At 63.9% G+C, this 12,307-nt stretch carries 16 protein-coding genes; 12 read left to right on the top strand and 4 right to left on the bottom strand.

The features are described 5' to 3' along the window. Positions 1–2 precede the first annotated feature (2 nt). The 4 genes from CJD35_RS11570 to CJD35_RS11560 all read right to left on the bottom strand — a co-directional run bounded on the left by CJD35_RS11570 (position 3) and on the right by CJD35_RS11560 (position 2,149). Positions 3–488, bottom strand: coding sequence for a hypothetical protein (locus CJD35_RS11570; protein ID WP_095687076.1), 486 nt, complete (start codon positions 486–488; stop codon positions 3–5). Between the two features lie 78 nt (positions 489–566). Then, positions 567–863, bottom strand: a complete 297-nt coding sequence (locus CJD35_RS11565; protein ID WP_244917249.1) for an HIRAN domain-containing protein — start codon at positions 861–863, stop codon at positions 567–569. Between the two features lie 113 nt (positions 864–976). Further along, the gene (locus CJD35_RS22415; protein WP_157742311.1) at positions 977–1,378 is read right to left on the bottom strand and encodes a hypothetical protein; all 402 of its coding nucleotides are present in this window, start codon (positions 1,376–1,378) and stop codon (positions 977–979) included. 30 nt (positions 1,379–1,408) lie between these two features. After that, complete coding sequence (locus tag CJD35_RS11560; protein ID WP_095687074.1) at positions 1,409–2,149, bottom strand: S24 family peptidase; 741 nt, start codon at positions 2,147–2,149, stop codon at positions 1,409–1,411. A gap of 99 nt (positions 2,150–2,248) precedes the next feature. On the opposite strand from CJD35_RS11560, the gene CJD35_RS11555 reads away from it, so the two are divergent. Genes CJD35_RS11555 through CJD35_RS11500 form a run of 12 tightly spaced genes read left to right on the top strand, consistent with a single transcriptional unit; the run spans position 2,249 to position 12,256 of the window. Beyond that, positions 2,249–2,497 carry a hypothetical protein gene (locus CJD35_RS11555; protein WP_095687073.1) on the top strand — a complete coding sequence of 83 codons (249 nt, stop codon included), beginning with the start codon at positions 2,249–2,251 and terminating at the stop codon, positions 2,495–2,497. A gap of 1 nt (position 2,498) precedes the next feature. Further along, positions 2,499–2,987, top strand: a complete 489-nt coding sequence (locus tag CJD35_RS11550; RefSeq protein ID WP_095687072.1) for a hypothetical protein — start codon at positions 2,499–2,501, stop codon at positions 2,985–2,987. A 23-nt stretch (positions 2,988–3,010) separates the two neighbouring features. Further along, positions 3,011–3,514, top strand: a complete 504-nt coding sequence (locus tag CJD35_RS11545; protein ID WP_157742310.1) for a winged helix-turn-helix domain-containing protein — start codon at positions 3,011–3,013, stop codon at positions 3,512–3,514. After that, complete coding sequence (locus CJD35_RS11540) at positions 3,511–3,762, top strand: hypothetical protein (RefSeq protein WP_095687070.1); 252 nt, start codon at positions 3,511–3,513, stop codon at positions 3,760–3,762. Before CJD35_RS11545 ends, CJD35_RS11540 begins: the two co-directional genes overlap by 4 nt. A gap of 34 nt (positions 3,763–3,796) precedes the next feature. After that, positions 3,797–5,605: a ParB/RepB/Spo0J family partition protein gene (locus tag CJD35_RS11535; RefSeq protein WP_095687069.1), complete on the top strand. Its 1,809-nt coding sequence runs from the start codon at positions 3,797–3,799 to the stop codon at positions 5,603–5,605. Continuing rightward, a complete protein-coding gene (locus tag CJD35_RS11530; RefSeq protein ID WP_095687068.1) occupies positions 5,602–6,417 on the top strand; it encodes a DUF6551 family protein in 816 nt (271 codons plus the stop codon). The genes CJD35_RS11535 and CJD35_RS11530 overlap by 4 nt, the downstream gene beginning before the upstream one ends. Then, on the top strand, positions 6,410–6,913 hold the full coding sequence (locus CJD35_RS11525) for a hypothetical protein (RefSeq protein WP_095687067.1): 504 nt from the start codon (positions 6,410–6,412) through the stop codon (positions 6,911–6,913). Before CJD35_RS11530 ends, CJD35_RS11525 begins: the two co-directional genes overlap by 8 nt. Further along, positions 6,910–8,043: a DNA polymerase III subunit beta gene (gene dnaN, locus CJD35_RS11520; RefSeq protein WP_095687066.1), complete on the top strand. Its 1,134-nt coding sequence runs from the start codon at positions 6,910–6,912 to the stop codon at positions 8,041–8,043. Before CJD35_RS11525 ends, dnaN begins: the two co-directional genes overlap by 4 nt. Before the next feature lie 3 nt (positions 8,044–8,046). Continuing rightward, on the top strand, positions 8,047–8,313 hold the full coding sequence (locus CJD35_RS11515) for a hypothetical protein (RefSeq protein ID WP_095687065.1): 267 nt from the start codon (positions 8,047–8,049) through the stop codon (positions 8,311–8,313). After that, positions 8,310–8,963, top strand: coding sequence for a hypothetical protein (locus tag CJD35_RS11510; RefSeq protein WP_095687064.1), 654 nt, complete (start codon positions 8,310–8,312; stop codon positions 8,961–8,963). The genes CJD35_RS11515 and CJD35_RS11510 overlap by 4 nt, the downstream gene beginning before the upstream one ends. 54 nt (positions 8,964–9,017) lie before the next feature. Further along, on the top strand, positions 9,018–10,601 hold the full coding sequence (dnaG, locus tag CJD35_RS23025) for a DNA primase (protein ID WP_095687063.1): 1,584 nt from the start codon (positions 9,018–9,020) through the stop codon (positions 10,599–10,601). After that, positions 10,595–12,256 (top strand): phage/plasmid primase, P4 family, encoded by a 1,662-nt coding sequence (locus CJD35_RS11500; protein WP_338057770.1) that lies wholly within the window; start codon positions 10,595–10,597, stop codon positions 12,254–12,256. The genes dnaG and CJD35_RS11500 overlap by 7 nt, the downstream gene beginning before the upstream one ends. The last annotated feature ends 51 nt before the right edge of the window (positions 12,257–12,307 follow it).

Here is a 12,307-nt window from a genome sequence, read left to right as displayed (position 1 = left end):
GGTCAGGCGGCCTGCGCGGCGCTGGCCGTATTGGGGACGTCCTGGGTAGCGACGCGACGGTAGAGGGGAGAGCGGGTCATGCCCTCCTCCCCCGTCCAGCCCTGCTTGCGCCAGCCAAGGCGGCGCATGATGCGGACGAGATGGCTGTTGTCCTGGTAGCGGGGAATGCGGCCTTCCTGTGCGGCGGTATGAAGCCGCCCGCCCAGATCGTGCAGGGCGACCTCATTCGTGTCGCGCAGCAGGGCGGCGGTATAAAGCGCGATGCGCGCAGTCGCTTCGCTAACGTCGGTCAGGGCAATGAGCGCGTTGGCGTCGGCCTCGGTCGGATCGACCAGATCGTCGATCGGCGCGCGGCGGGTCAGGCTGGCGGCGATGCCTTCGCGGGTGATGACCGCCTGGTTGCCGACATGCTGGTGTACGCGCCAGCGCAGTCCCAGAAACAAGGCGATGCTACCGGGAAAGGGGAATGGAGTTTCGACTTGAAGCATAATGGCCTCCCGTTGGTGACGGGAGATGGATAGTAGGACCAATCCTACATTGTCAATCGGAAAGTAGGGCCAGTCCTATCAATCCCACCCAGGTTCAAAATCGGGCCACCACTCCGCATCCTCTGAGCCTGGTGGCGGCCAGTCAGCCGTTCGCGAATCAGATGGCAAAGGCAGCACCGCTTCTGTTCCGTCCAAATGAACGCGAACAGTCGCGCCCCATTTTGCCGGTGACTGGAAGATTGCAGACAAGGTGCCCCGATTGAGCATGGAGCCGATGAACTGCGCGCGTTCGGCCCGGACATAGCCAATTTGAATATTTCGTGCCGAGTAGACCGCGATAGCGCGCGGGTCCGAGGGGTTGTGGGGTTCAGGCACCAAATGGACAGGTTCACCCGGGAGGCACATCGCGATTTCAAAACGCCGGGTTGGCCCCTTACGGTTGGGATGGTCGGCGCCGACGACGGCGAGTGACAGTTTCCGCACGAGGATCAGTAATCGCCAGTAGCAAGTTGGCGCCGTACCTCTCGCATTGAACGACCTGCAATCATCATGCGAACATCAACAGCAATCCCTTGCTCCAGTTGATCGCATAGCGTCATGTCAGGTCCGCCTTGCTCACCCTCACATGGGCAATAGTCTTTATAGCACATATTTTGCGGTGGCGCCGGGGAGGTCTCTGATACCGTTCCGGAAGACTTCGCGTAATTGTTTCTCTCAGTTTTTAGTGCTTCAATTTCACTTTTGAGTTGTTCCTTGGCTTTTTGCAATTCCCTAATCGAACGTTCTTCTTCTTGGCGATTTTCCGAGAGAGAATTGCCAGTCGGCGTTACCTGCCCGCTTTCACCCGAGGAGGTGCCGCATGCTTCAAGCAAAATGGTGATTGCGAGCATGCTTCTTATGAAGGCGCTTCTCCAGATCATTTAATGCCGCCGCGCGGACCAAATGACCCTTCCCATGATGCGCAAATCCTCGGTGCTGACCTCTTGATTTTCCAAAGCTGGATTATCCGAAATCACTAGCACCCTATCTCGCGCGATGGGGCGCAAGCGTTTGATGCCTCCAGCGCCGAACAGGCTGATTGCCCAGATTTTATCGGTCGTGTTCAATATGGTCTGGGTCGTGTCGAAAATCACTAGATCGCGATCATGCAAGGTCGGGTTCATGCTGTCGCCAACGCCATGGCCGACAATCAAACGATCAGCAGGGGCGCGACTAATCGTACGGAGAAGGTTGGCGTCGAACTCAAACGTCCCTTCCTCAAAATAGTCGTCTATGTTCGACCCGTCCCCCATCGACAGGCTCATATCGAGATGACGCAATGCAACCGAGCCATCATCCGCCTTTATTGTGGGATGGTGGTCAGACGTGACATGCCCTTCAGGCGCATCCGGTGGAAGAAGCTTAGCCGGGATTGGTTCGACATGCTCGCCATTCGCAGCGCTTGCCAATAGGTGCAGGGGCTGCCCCAAAGCTTTGGCGATATGACCAAGTGTTGCGGCGTTTGGGGCGGTGCTTTTGCCGCGTTGCAGATCGTAGATCGGTTTGCCTGAGGTGCCAGTCGCCTCCTGAATTCTCTTGTCGTAAAAATCGCGTGCACGAGGCGCGTTGGCGATGGCCTTACGAATGAAGGTTTGAAGGGGTGTTTCGGACGCTTCGGACATGTGGGATTTATCCCACGGAACTCTGCGCGGCGCTATATTAGGAGATGTCCTACTTAATGGGCTTGACGGTAGGACGTGTCCTACGTTAGTCACGTCCGCATGTCCCGCTATCACCCTGACCTGCTCGATGAGATCGAGACCTTTCTCGCCCGTCATGAGGTTTCGGCCACCACATTCGGCCGACTTGCCATGAATGATCCGCATTTCATGCGCGATATTCGCGGTGATCGCTGTCTGCGTCCAGAGAGTGTGATGAAGGTTCGTGCTTTCATGAGAGAGCGAGATACCGCCACCCCCGCCCCCGCGTCATCCGACACTTCAGCCCAAAATGTCGGGCAGGCGCTCTGACATGGCGCGGGGGGCGGATAATCTGAAACCAACAGACATCGCGATCAGCGAAGCCACCGGCGATGCCGTGCATGCAGCGGGCAAGCAGGTCTATGTCAGCCATATGCTGGGGCGTAGCCGGTCCACGCTGATGGCCTGGTGCAATGAGGAAGCGGCAGAATTCATTCCGCTGCGGCTGGTGCCGGAGCTGGAGAAGATGGCTACCGGGCAGGATGGATGGCCGCACATCACGCGCGCCCTTGCGCGGATGCAGGGTTTCGAACTGTTCCATCTGCCCGAAATCGACACGGAAGCGGCCAACTGGCTGACGCAGGTCGGGCTGCTGTCAACTGAAGTCGCCGAAATCACGACGAAGATTTGCGCGGCGATCGCCGACGACGGCGAGGTCTGCAAGCAGGATATCCGCAAGCATGCGCTGATCGGCGATGCCGAGCAGCTGGTGGCGCTCGCTGTCCAATTGCTGGCCCAGCTGCGCGCAGAGGCGGAATGACCATGGCAGGAGGCGCGCAAGCAATGATGAAACCGGAGCAGCTGGACCATTGGGCCGCGCGGGCGCTGCCGGGCGAGGATGTTGTCTATTCGACCGGCGCCCGTCCCGGCGATGCGATCGGCGCGGCGGTGCGGCAGCTGCATGCGGCGGGACTGGTCACGATGACATCCAAGCGGATGGACGGGCGGTTGCGCCATATCGTGCAACGCCTGCCCGAGCCGCGGCCGAGCCAGCAGCTGCGCAAGCCGGTACCGCGCGGCCGGTTCACGGTAGCGTCCGACGATGCGAAGCGCACCACGCGCATGGTCCTGCGCCAGCTGACGCGCGCGGCCGGGCGCGGGGAGCCCTGCCCGACCAATGCGGAGCTGGCGCGCGCTGTCGGGCTGAAGGATGCGGTGGCAGCGTCCTACCGCATGCGCCGCCTGGTGAAGGATGGCGCGATCGTCGTGGAAGAGCCGTCGCCGATCGAGCGGCGGGTCGTGACGATCGTCGCCACCGGCAAAAAGACGCGGAGAGCGATGCTGTGAGCTTTGTCGACATGGAAATCACCCGCCGCCAGTTCGCCGCGCGCTATGCCAATGTCGGTCGCGCGATGCTGGCCACACTGGCCGACATGTATGGCCTGGACGTCGATGTCGCCGAAAATTGGGCCGACGCGATCGACCGGGAAACGGAATTGCAGATTGCCGCCGTTCGGCTCCCCCTCTCGCAGGGCGGCGGCATAGCGGGGGTGGCTTTCGCGACTACTGCCACCCCCGCGCACCCCCAATCATAAGCCGATATCGGCGCATCAGAGAGAAGGACGTCCCATGCCCACAGCTACCAAGCGGGTTGCGAAAAAAGCGGCGCCGGTTGCGCCGATCGAAGAAACACCAGTGTCAGAGGTGGTGAGCGGGATCGACATGATCCCGCTAGGACGCCTGATGCGCGCACCGGAAAATGTGCGGCATACCGACAAGGCCGTGGATGTCGACAGCCTGGCCGACGACATTGCAGCGCATGGCCTGTTGCAGAATCTGATCGGCTATCGCGGCGACACGTCGATCGATGCCGCTGCGGTCTATATCGTGGGCGGCGGACGCCGGTTGCAGGCGCTTTCGCTGCTGCGCGAACGGGGCGTGCTGGACGCTGATTTCGCGGTGCCGGTGCTGCTGCGCCCCGCCGATGACGCCGTGGCCCTGTCGCTATCGGAAAATCTGGCCAAGCGCGACATGAACCCGGCCGATGAATTTCTGGCGTTTGAGGCGCTGATGAAGCCGGGGCTGCTGTCGCCCGCAGACCTGGCCAGGAAGTTCGGATTTTCGGAGCGCTATGTGAAGCAGCGGCTGCGCCTGGCAGCGCTGGCCCCGGAGATACTGGACGCGATGCGGGCGGGGCAGCTGACAATCGATGCGGCGATGGCCTATGCAGAAAGTCAGGACCACAAGTTGCAGCTGCGCGTGTTCACGGCAGAAGCAAAGAAGTCCTATGAGCCGCACAAGGCGTGGAATATTCGCTTTGCCTATCAGTCGGCGCAGATGACGACGTCCGACCCATTGTTCAAGCTTGCCGGTGCCAGTCGCTATGAGGAACAGGGCGGCCGGTATGAAGATAATCTGTTCGCCGATGCCGAGCGCTATGGCAATCGCAAGGTCATCGACAGTCCTATTGTCCTGTCGATTGCGAGGGCGGTGGCCGATTTTCAGAAGAAGCGATTGTTGGGGCAATCGCAGAAGCTGGCTTCCACCACGTCCGACGTATTGATCCCGCCTGGGATCCGACGTGGCGCGCTGCCGAAGGCCCCTAAAGGGTTCAAGCTTGTCGACAGGGGCTACCGCTACAATTTGCCCAGCTATGATGAGATGCGCAAAGACGCGGCAGCAAAAGGCATCGATATCGTTGCCATTGCCAGCGTCGACCAGAATGGCGAATTCTCGATCGAGGACAGGTTTTTCGTTCCGGCGGGTCGCCTGGACGATGTGATGCCCGCCCAAGGCAGCGGACCACCGCCAAAGACACAAGAGGAAATCGCGGCGGAGCAGCGCGCTAAATCGGTGCGATCCGTCGCGGCCTTTCTGGCCGCCAAGAAGATCCGCGATGACAAGGTCGAGGGCCGGTCTTTCTGGCGCACCACTCGGCCGGATTTATGGCGGGCCAACGAAGTTCAGGGCATCGGGCCGACCTATGCCGTTGGCATCGACGTACTTGTGACCCCGGCGGATATCGACGCGCAGCTGGTTGCGGCCGAAATCGAATATGACCGGCAGGAGGTCGAGAAGGCTGCTGCTCGCGAAGAGGCGGACCGGGCAAAGGCAGCGCGCGCTGAAGCGTTGGCTGCGCGGCGCGATGAAGTGCTGGCGATAGAGCCGCCGCCTGCGGTCATTCTGGTCGACGGCTGCGCGTGCTTTCGCTGGGAGAGCGGTGCCTATGCAGATGCACGGGAAAACAGTCCCGATGCTGATGAATGTTCGCTCTATGATGATCTGACGGAATTGTTCGAACATGCCGACACGATCGGTCTTAGCTGGGCCTCGGTAGAAGCCTATGACGCACATCCGCATGGCGACAACGCCGCGCCCGAGGCAGACGATGTCGATCATGTCGGCTGGGCCGACGACAGCGTGGAGGAAGCGGCGTGAGCGGCGTGGCCAAGATGCAGCCGCAGGCGGGGCGACGGCCGAGTCTGGAGTTTCGTCCGCTTGGCGACCTGCTGATCGACGACAGTTACCAGCGGTCGATCGACAGCGGGGCCAGCCAGGCGCTGGTCAAGCGGATTGCGCGGGCATGGGACTGGGGGCTGTGCCAACCGCTCAACGTCGCCAAGCGGGACGATGGCGCGCTCTATGTGATCGACGGCCAGCACAGACTGGCGGCGGCGCGGTTGCGGGGCGACATATTCGACCTGCCGTGCGTGGTGGTGGCATCGCGCAGCGCCGATGATGAGGCGGCGGCGTTCGTCGCGCTCAACCAGCAACGGCGGCCATTGAGCAAGCTGGAACTGTTCAAGGCGGCGCTGGCCGCCGGGGAGACCGAGGCGACCGTGATCCATGGGGCGCTGACGCAGGCGGGCCTGTCGGTTGCGACCACCACCAATCCAGAAAGCTGGAAGCCGGGTCAGGTCAGCAATATCGGCGGGCTGGAATATTGCGTGCGCCAGCATGGCGAGAAGATCCTGCGCACAAGCCTGCTGGCGGCGGCAGTAGCGTTTCATGGGCAGGTGCTGCGCTATTTCGGGACGATCTTTCCGGGCATCGCGGCGGGCGTTTCGACCCATGGCGTGGCGCAGGGCGACCTGATCGGCATGGTCGTTGGCAGTTGCGACCAGAGCGAATGGCGCGACGCCATCAACCGGGCCAAGGCGGAACAGCCCAATCTCAACATGCGGGATGCCGCGGTACTGGCGATCGGCCGGGCCATTGCCGAGGCGATGGGAGGAACGGGCGATGCATGACGCGATGGAGGCGATCGTCGCCGCGCTGCGAGATCACCCCGCCCCTGCCGGTGGATGGTCCATGCCCGACCTGCGCCGGGTCGCCGGGGTGTCGGTCGGCAGTTTTGCCGCTGCGATCGTGCAGCTGCGCCGCGAGGGCAAGGTGCATCCCTATGACCTGGCGCTGGCGCGCAGCATGTGGCCGGTGGATGCTGCGCCGGACCCGGTGCCCGATCTGGCCGAACAGGTCGCGACGGAGGCGATGGAAGCGGCTGCGAATCGGCAGGCGGCCCGTGCCACCGGCCTGAACCGACCGATCGGCAAGCCGTCGATAGGGTCGGCGTTGCAGGAAAAGGCGCTGGAGGGCGCGCCTCTGCTGGCGGCGGGCATCGTGCGCGACCGGTGGGCGACGACATGGGACCGGCTGTGCCGCCATGCCGAGCGCAGCGGCCAACGGCCCGTCGTGGCGATGATCGCGCTGCTGGACAGTGCTTTGGATGAAGGGGCTGCGGCATGATCCAGGTGAATGTGAAGGCGCTGCGCGGGGCGCTGGCGGCGATCGGGACGGTGGTCGAGAAAAAGGCGACGGTGCCGATCCTGACCCAGGTGCTGATCCGCACCACGCCGGGGCAGATGATGCTCACCGCGACCGACCTGGACCTGATGGTCGAACAGACGATCGCGCTGGAGGATGCGGGCGCGAACAGCACAGAGGCGTTTTGCGTGGCGGCCGACCTGATCAAGTCGATCGCGGGCAAGCTGTCGACCGACGGTATCGCGACGATCGAGCGGGACGACAAGAACGGGATCAGCATCCGGTGCGGGCGCGCGCGGTTCAAACTGCCGACGCTGCCGACCGATGATTTCCCGGTGATCGCGCTGGGCGATTGGGATGCGCAGTGGGAACAGCCGGGCAGCGATTTGACAGCGATGATCGACAGCGTGCGCTTTGCGATATCGACCGAAGAAACGCGCTATTATCTCAATGGCATCTATCTGCATGTGCCGGACGGCTCGACTTGCCAGTTCGCCGCCGCGACCGATGGCAGCCGGTTGGCGCGCTTCCATGGCGATGTGCCTGACGGGGCGGAGGCGATGCCGGGCATCATCCTGCCGCGCAAGGCAGTCGCGGCGCTCGATGCGCTGATCGACGCGGAAGGGGCTGGCCCGGTCGACGTGGCGGTGAGCAAGGGCAAGTTCCGCTTTGCGCTGGGCCAGTGCGTGCTGACCGGCAAGACGATCGACGGCACATTTCCCGATTATACGCGGGTCATCCCGGTAGGCAATAATAAGGCGGCATGGTTCGACCCGGCGGCGCTGGCCGAGGCGGTCGAGCGGGTGCTGACGATCAGCAGCGACAAGACGCGGCTGATCGCGATGGATTTCACGGCCGAGTTGGTGACGCTGCGCGTTGCGAGCCCGGAGAATGGCACGGCCAGCGAGGATGTGCCGTGCGACTATGATGGCGCGCCGCTGACGATCGGGTTCAACGGGCGCTTCCTGCTGGACGTACTGGCGCATCTGAAAGGCACGGACGCTGAAGGGACGAAGGCCCGCGTGCTGCTGGCGGACGCTGCCGCGCCGTCGCTGTGGCAGCAGAGCGATGATGCCGCTCGGCTGTATGTCCTAATGCCGATGAGGGTTTAGGCGATGGCGAACGATGCAGCGCCTCCCTTCTGGCTGGTCTGGTGTCGGCGAGGACGTCAACCGGTATATGAACATGAAAGCTATCATTCGGCTCGGGCCGAGGCGGAGCGCTTGTCCCGGTGCAATCCGGGTGAGGCGTTTTATGTCTTAGCACCTGTCGCGCGCGGCGGGTTTGATCGGTTCAATCTCTGCTGGTCGCACTATGCGCAAATCGGAAACGATACCCATGACGATTTTCATGGTGAACATGCGCCGGATCTTGAACAATGACCGGCCTGTTCCCGGAACCGCCGATCGCGGCGGCGTCGCCCAAGGGGCTGGGCCGGATGATGACCGGCGGCGCCGGCAAGGTCGAGCGGCAGGGCAATGACTTTTATCCCACGCCGCCCACGGTCACGCGCGCGCTTATCGCGGCAGAGCGGCGGGCATTGTGCGACGCGGTCGATCTGGAGCATCCGGTCTGGGAACCGTGCGGGCGCGGTGGCGCGATTGCGGCGGAGCTGGAGGCGGCGGGGTTCATGACGATCGCCACGGACCTGGTCGCCGATCCGGCGCACCGGGTGACCCAACAGAATCTGCTGACGTGCCGCCGCGCGCTGTCGCCGGTGGCCGTCACCAATCCGCCCTTCGCACTGGCGGGCGAGATGATCCGGCACCTGCTGGGCGATCTGGACTGCCGCTATGTCGCGCTGCTGCTTAAATCGACATTCTGGCACGCGGAAAAGCGTACCGGCCTTTGGCGCTGGCGACCGCCATCGCGCATCCATGCGCTCAACTGGCGACCCGACTTCCTGGATGGCGGCGCGCCGACGATGGAGGTGATCTGGTGCGTATGGGACGCCGCCAGCGCCGGACCGTGCCTGTATGACATACTGACGCCCTTTCGTGCGCCGGATCTACTCGGCGAGGCCGACCAGTAGGTCAGCATCACCGCATCGCTGCAATTTTTAGCCTGATTTTCGGGGTGGGTTTTCGTGTCTCTATCAACTGCGTTCCTGGACGAAATCCGCGCCCGCACGTCGCTGTCCGCGCTGATCGGCAAAGCCGTCAAGCTGGAGCATAAGGGCAAGGAACATAAGGGCTGCTGCCCCTTCCACAGCGAAAAAACGCCCAGCTTCACGGTCAATGACGACAAGGAATTCTACCATTGCTTCGGCTGTGGCGCGCATGGCGACGCGATCAGCTGGCTGACGATCCATGAGGGCATGGATTTCATGGATGCGGTCAAGCAGCTGGCGCAGGCCGCCGGGCTGGACATGCCGGCACAATCGCTCGAACAGGCGGCACGGGCGCGGCGGGCGGCGCATGTCAGCGATGTGCTGGGCGAGGCGGCCGACTATTTCGCGCGGTCGCTGGAGCCTGCCGGGGCGATCATGGAAGCGCTGGCGGCGCGCGGCGTCGATGATGCGGCGATCGCGCGCTTCGGCATCGGCTATGCGCCCGCGCGCGGGTCAATCGCCGCGATCGGATTTGCGGTCGACCAGCTGATCGCCGCGGGGCTGATCGTCGAAGGGGATGATGGCCGGCGCGACCAGTTCCGCAACCGCATCATGGTGCCGATCCATGACGGGCGGGGACGGCCGATCGGCTTTGGCGGGCGCGCGATCGGGGAGAATCTTCCCAAATATCTGAACAGCGCGCAGTCCGACCATTTCGACAAGGGCCGCGTTCTGTTCAACCTGCACCGGGCAGCGCCGGCATCGCGCGCGGCCAAGCGGCTGATCCTGGTCGAGGGCTATTTCGATGTCATCGCACTGGACCAGGCGGGCATCAGCGAAGCGGTCGCGCCCATGGGCACCGCGATCACGCCTGAGCAGCTGGAGCGCGCCTGGCGCGTGCATCATTGCCCGGTGCTGCTGCTGGACGGGGACGCAGCAGGGCGCAAGGCGGCCGAGCGGGCCTGTGTGCGCGCGCTGCCGCTGATCGGACCCGGGCGTTCGCTGAAGATCGCCATGCTTCCGGAGGGTTCCGACCCGGACGATCTGGTGCGGGCGTGCGGCCGGGACGCGATTGACGATCTGGTCGAGGCGGCGCTGTCGCTGTCCAGCTATATCTGGTCCGGGGTGCTGGCCGCCGGTGACCGCGCCACGCCGGAAGGTAGGGCCGCGATCTGGGCGGAACTGGCCGGGCTGGCTGCCACGGTGCCGCATGAAGAGACGCGGGCGCAATATCTGGCCTATTGGCGGCGGCTGTTCGACGAAGAATTCCCCCCGCACCTCTTTGGGTGGTGGAGGATCAAAAGCTTCCAATTGGAAGTGTGGAAGCGCTCTTCTGCGACCAGACGGCGGCGGTGCAGGAACGGCTGCGCGCGGCGGCATTGGCGCGCCTGCCTGGTGCGATTGCGGCGGCGATCGACAAGTCCGGACGGGATGCCGAGGCGGTGGGCCTGTTCGCCTGGGGCATGGGTCGGCGCGTCGGGGCGGGCCTGCTGGACCGGGATGTGGCCGACGAAGCGATCACGGCGGTGGCGGCCGATGTCGAGGGGATCGACCCCGAAGCGCTGGACAAGAGTTTCGACGCTGGCGTGGCGCGCGGTTACGATGTTGCGCCGATGCTGATGGACATGCGGTGCGCCGGATGCCAGCGCACCGACCTGGGCAATGCCGAGCGGTTCCATGCGCGCTATGGCGGGGCGTTCCGCTTCACCACGGCCAAGGGCTGGCTGGGATGGGACGGGCGGCGCTGGAAGGTGCTGGACCAGGACAAGGATACGCTGCCGGCGGAGGTGCAGGCCGCCGTGTTCGACACGGTGCGGGCGATCCAGCGCGAAAGCGCGTTCGTCGCGGCATCTGGCTTTGTCGAGCCGGATGAGGATTTACCGCTGGAGGGCAAGCCGCCGCTGGTGCTGGTGCTCCGCTGGCAGCTGCATCGCGAGAGTGGTCAAAAAGTGTCGGCGATGGACCGGGTGATCGAGCTGAAAAGCAGCGGGCCGGTGATCCTGTCCGAACAGATCGCCAAATGGGGCCGCGCGTCGGAGGCATCGGGCAAGCTGGGCTGCATCGCGGGCCTTGCCAAGCGCTGGGTCACCGCGCCGATCGAGGATTTCGACCGTGATCCGCTGGCCATCAACGTGCTGAACGGCACGCTGCGCTTCATGCGCGACAAGAAGAATGGCGCCACCGTGACGCTGGAGCCGCACCGGCGCGAGGATCTGAACACCAAGCTGGCCCCGGTGGACTATGACGCAACGGCCCAGTCGCCAATCTATGACGGTTTCCTGGCGTGGGCGCAGCCTGACCCGGCGATGCGCCGCTATCTGCACCAGTGGGCGGGCTATAGCGCCAGTGGCGACATATCGGAGCAGAAGCTGCATTTCTGGTATGGGCTGGGCGCGAACGGCAAGTCGACCGCCATAGACCTGTGGGCGTATGTCGTGGGCGACTATAGCGGCACGATCGGCATCGAGACGTTCCTCGACCAGGGCATCAAGAAGCGGGGTGAGCAGGCGTCACCGGATCTGGCGCGCCTGGGCGGCGTGCGCATGTTGCGCGCGTCGGAGCCGGAACGCGGGGCCAAGCTCAACGAAGCGCTGATCAAGGCCGCGACGGGCGGGGAGCCGATGGCGGTGCGCGCGCTGCATCGGGGCTTCTTCGACCTGATGCCGCTGTTCAAGCTGACGATCGGCGGCAATTACAAGCCGGACATTCCCGGCACCGACGAAGGCATATGGCGGCGCATGAAGCTGGTGCCGTGGAACGCCCATGTCGCCGATGCCGATCGGGACGAAGAGTTGCCCGCCAAGTTGCGGGCGGAAGCCGCCGGCGTGCTGAACCATATCGTCGCGGGCATGATCGACTGGCTGGACCATGGCCTGATCGAGCCGGATGCGGTGCGGGAGGCAACGGCCGAATATCGCGACAGCAGCGACCCGCTGGGCCGATTCCTGCGCCTGTGCACCGAGGCGGACCCGCAAGGGCGCATCCAGTCGTCGAAGCTCCACGAGGTGTTCGTCGCTTGGTGCAAGGCGGCGGGCGAACGGGAGTGGAGCCAGAAGGGCTTCAGCAAGGCGATGGCCGACAAGGGGTTCAGCAAGAAGCAGAGCGACGGAATGCAGTGGCTGGGCATGCGCCTGGTCCGTGATGCGTCCGACTTTGTCGATGAGCATGGGAAGGTGCGGTCGGAGATGGCGGCCCGGCCTGACGCCGTGCTGGGCATGGTGGACGATGGGGAGCCGCCGCCCGGCATCGGCGACGACTATGTGCCCGACTTCTGATCGGCGGCGGTGCGCTAGGTTCAAAAATGCTTCCGGTCTGGAAGGGTGGTG

The organism is Sphingobium xenophagum (genome assembly GCF_002288285.1).
In the GTDB taxonomy this organism is placed as follows: Bacteria; Pseudomonadota; Alphaproteobacteria; order Sphingomonadales; family Sphingomonadaceae; genus Sphingobium; species Sphingobium xenophagum.
This window is presented reverse-complemented; position numbering and strand designations above follow the sequence as displayed.

Excerpts from the sequence above, each read along its gene's own strand:
- CJD35_RS11570 (WP_095687076.1), bottom strand. The coding sequence starts at position 488 with ATGCTTCAAGTCGAAACTCCATTCCCCTTTCCCGGTAGCATCGCCTTG.
- CJD35_RS22415 (WP_157742311.1), bottom strand. The coding sequence starts at position 1,378 with ATGCTCGCAATCACCATTTTGCTTGAAGCATGCGGCACCTCCTCGGGT.
- CJD35_RS11560 (WP_095687074.1), bottom strand. The coding sequence starts at position 2,149 with ATGTCCGAAGCGTCCGAAACACCCCTTCAAACCTTCATTCGTAAGGCC.
- CJD35_RS11555 (WP_095687073.1), top strand. The coding sequence starts at position 2,249 with ATGTCCCGCTATCACCCTGACCTGCTCGATGAGATCGAGACCTTTCTC.
- CJD35_RS11550 (WP_095687072.1), top strand. The coding sequence starts at position 2,499 with ATGGCGCGGGGGGCGGATAATCTGAAACCAACAGACATCGCGATCAGC.
- CJD35_RS11545 (WP_157742310.1), top strand. The coding sequence starts at position 3,011 with ATGATGAAACCGGAGCAGCTGGACCATTGGGCCGCGCGGGCGCTGCCG.
- CJD35_RS11535 (WP_095687069.1), top strand. The coding sequence starts at position 3,797 with ATGCCCACAGCTACCAAGCGGGTTGCGAAAAAAGCGGCGCCGGTTGCG.
- CJD35_RS11525 (WP_095687067.1), top strand. The coding sequence starts at position 6,410 with ATGCATGACGCGATGGAGGCGATCGTCGCCGCGCTGCGAGATCACCCC.
- dnaN (WP_095687066.1), top strand. The coding sequence starts at position 6,910 with ATGATCCAGGTGAATGTGAAGGCGCTGCGCGGGGCGCTGGCGGCGATC.
- CJD35_RS11515 (WP_095687065.1), top strand. The coding sequence starts at position 8,047 with ATGGCGAACGATGCAGCGCCTCCCTTCTGGCTGGTCTGGTGTCGGCGA.
- CJD35_RS11510 (WP_095687064.1), top strand. The coding sequence starts at position 8,310 with ATGACCGGCCTGTTCCCGGAACCGCCGATCGCGGCGGCGTCGCCCAAG.
- CJD35_RS11500 (WP_338057770.1), top strand. The coding sequence starts at position 10,595 with ATGCTGATGGACATGCGGTGCGCCGGATGCCAGCGCACCGACCTGGGC.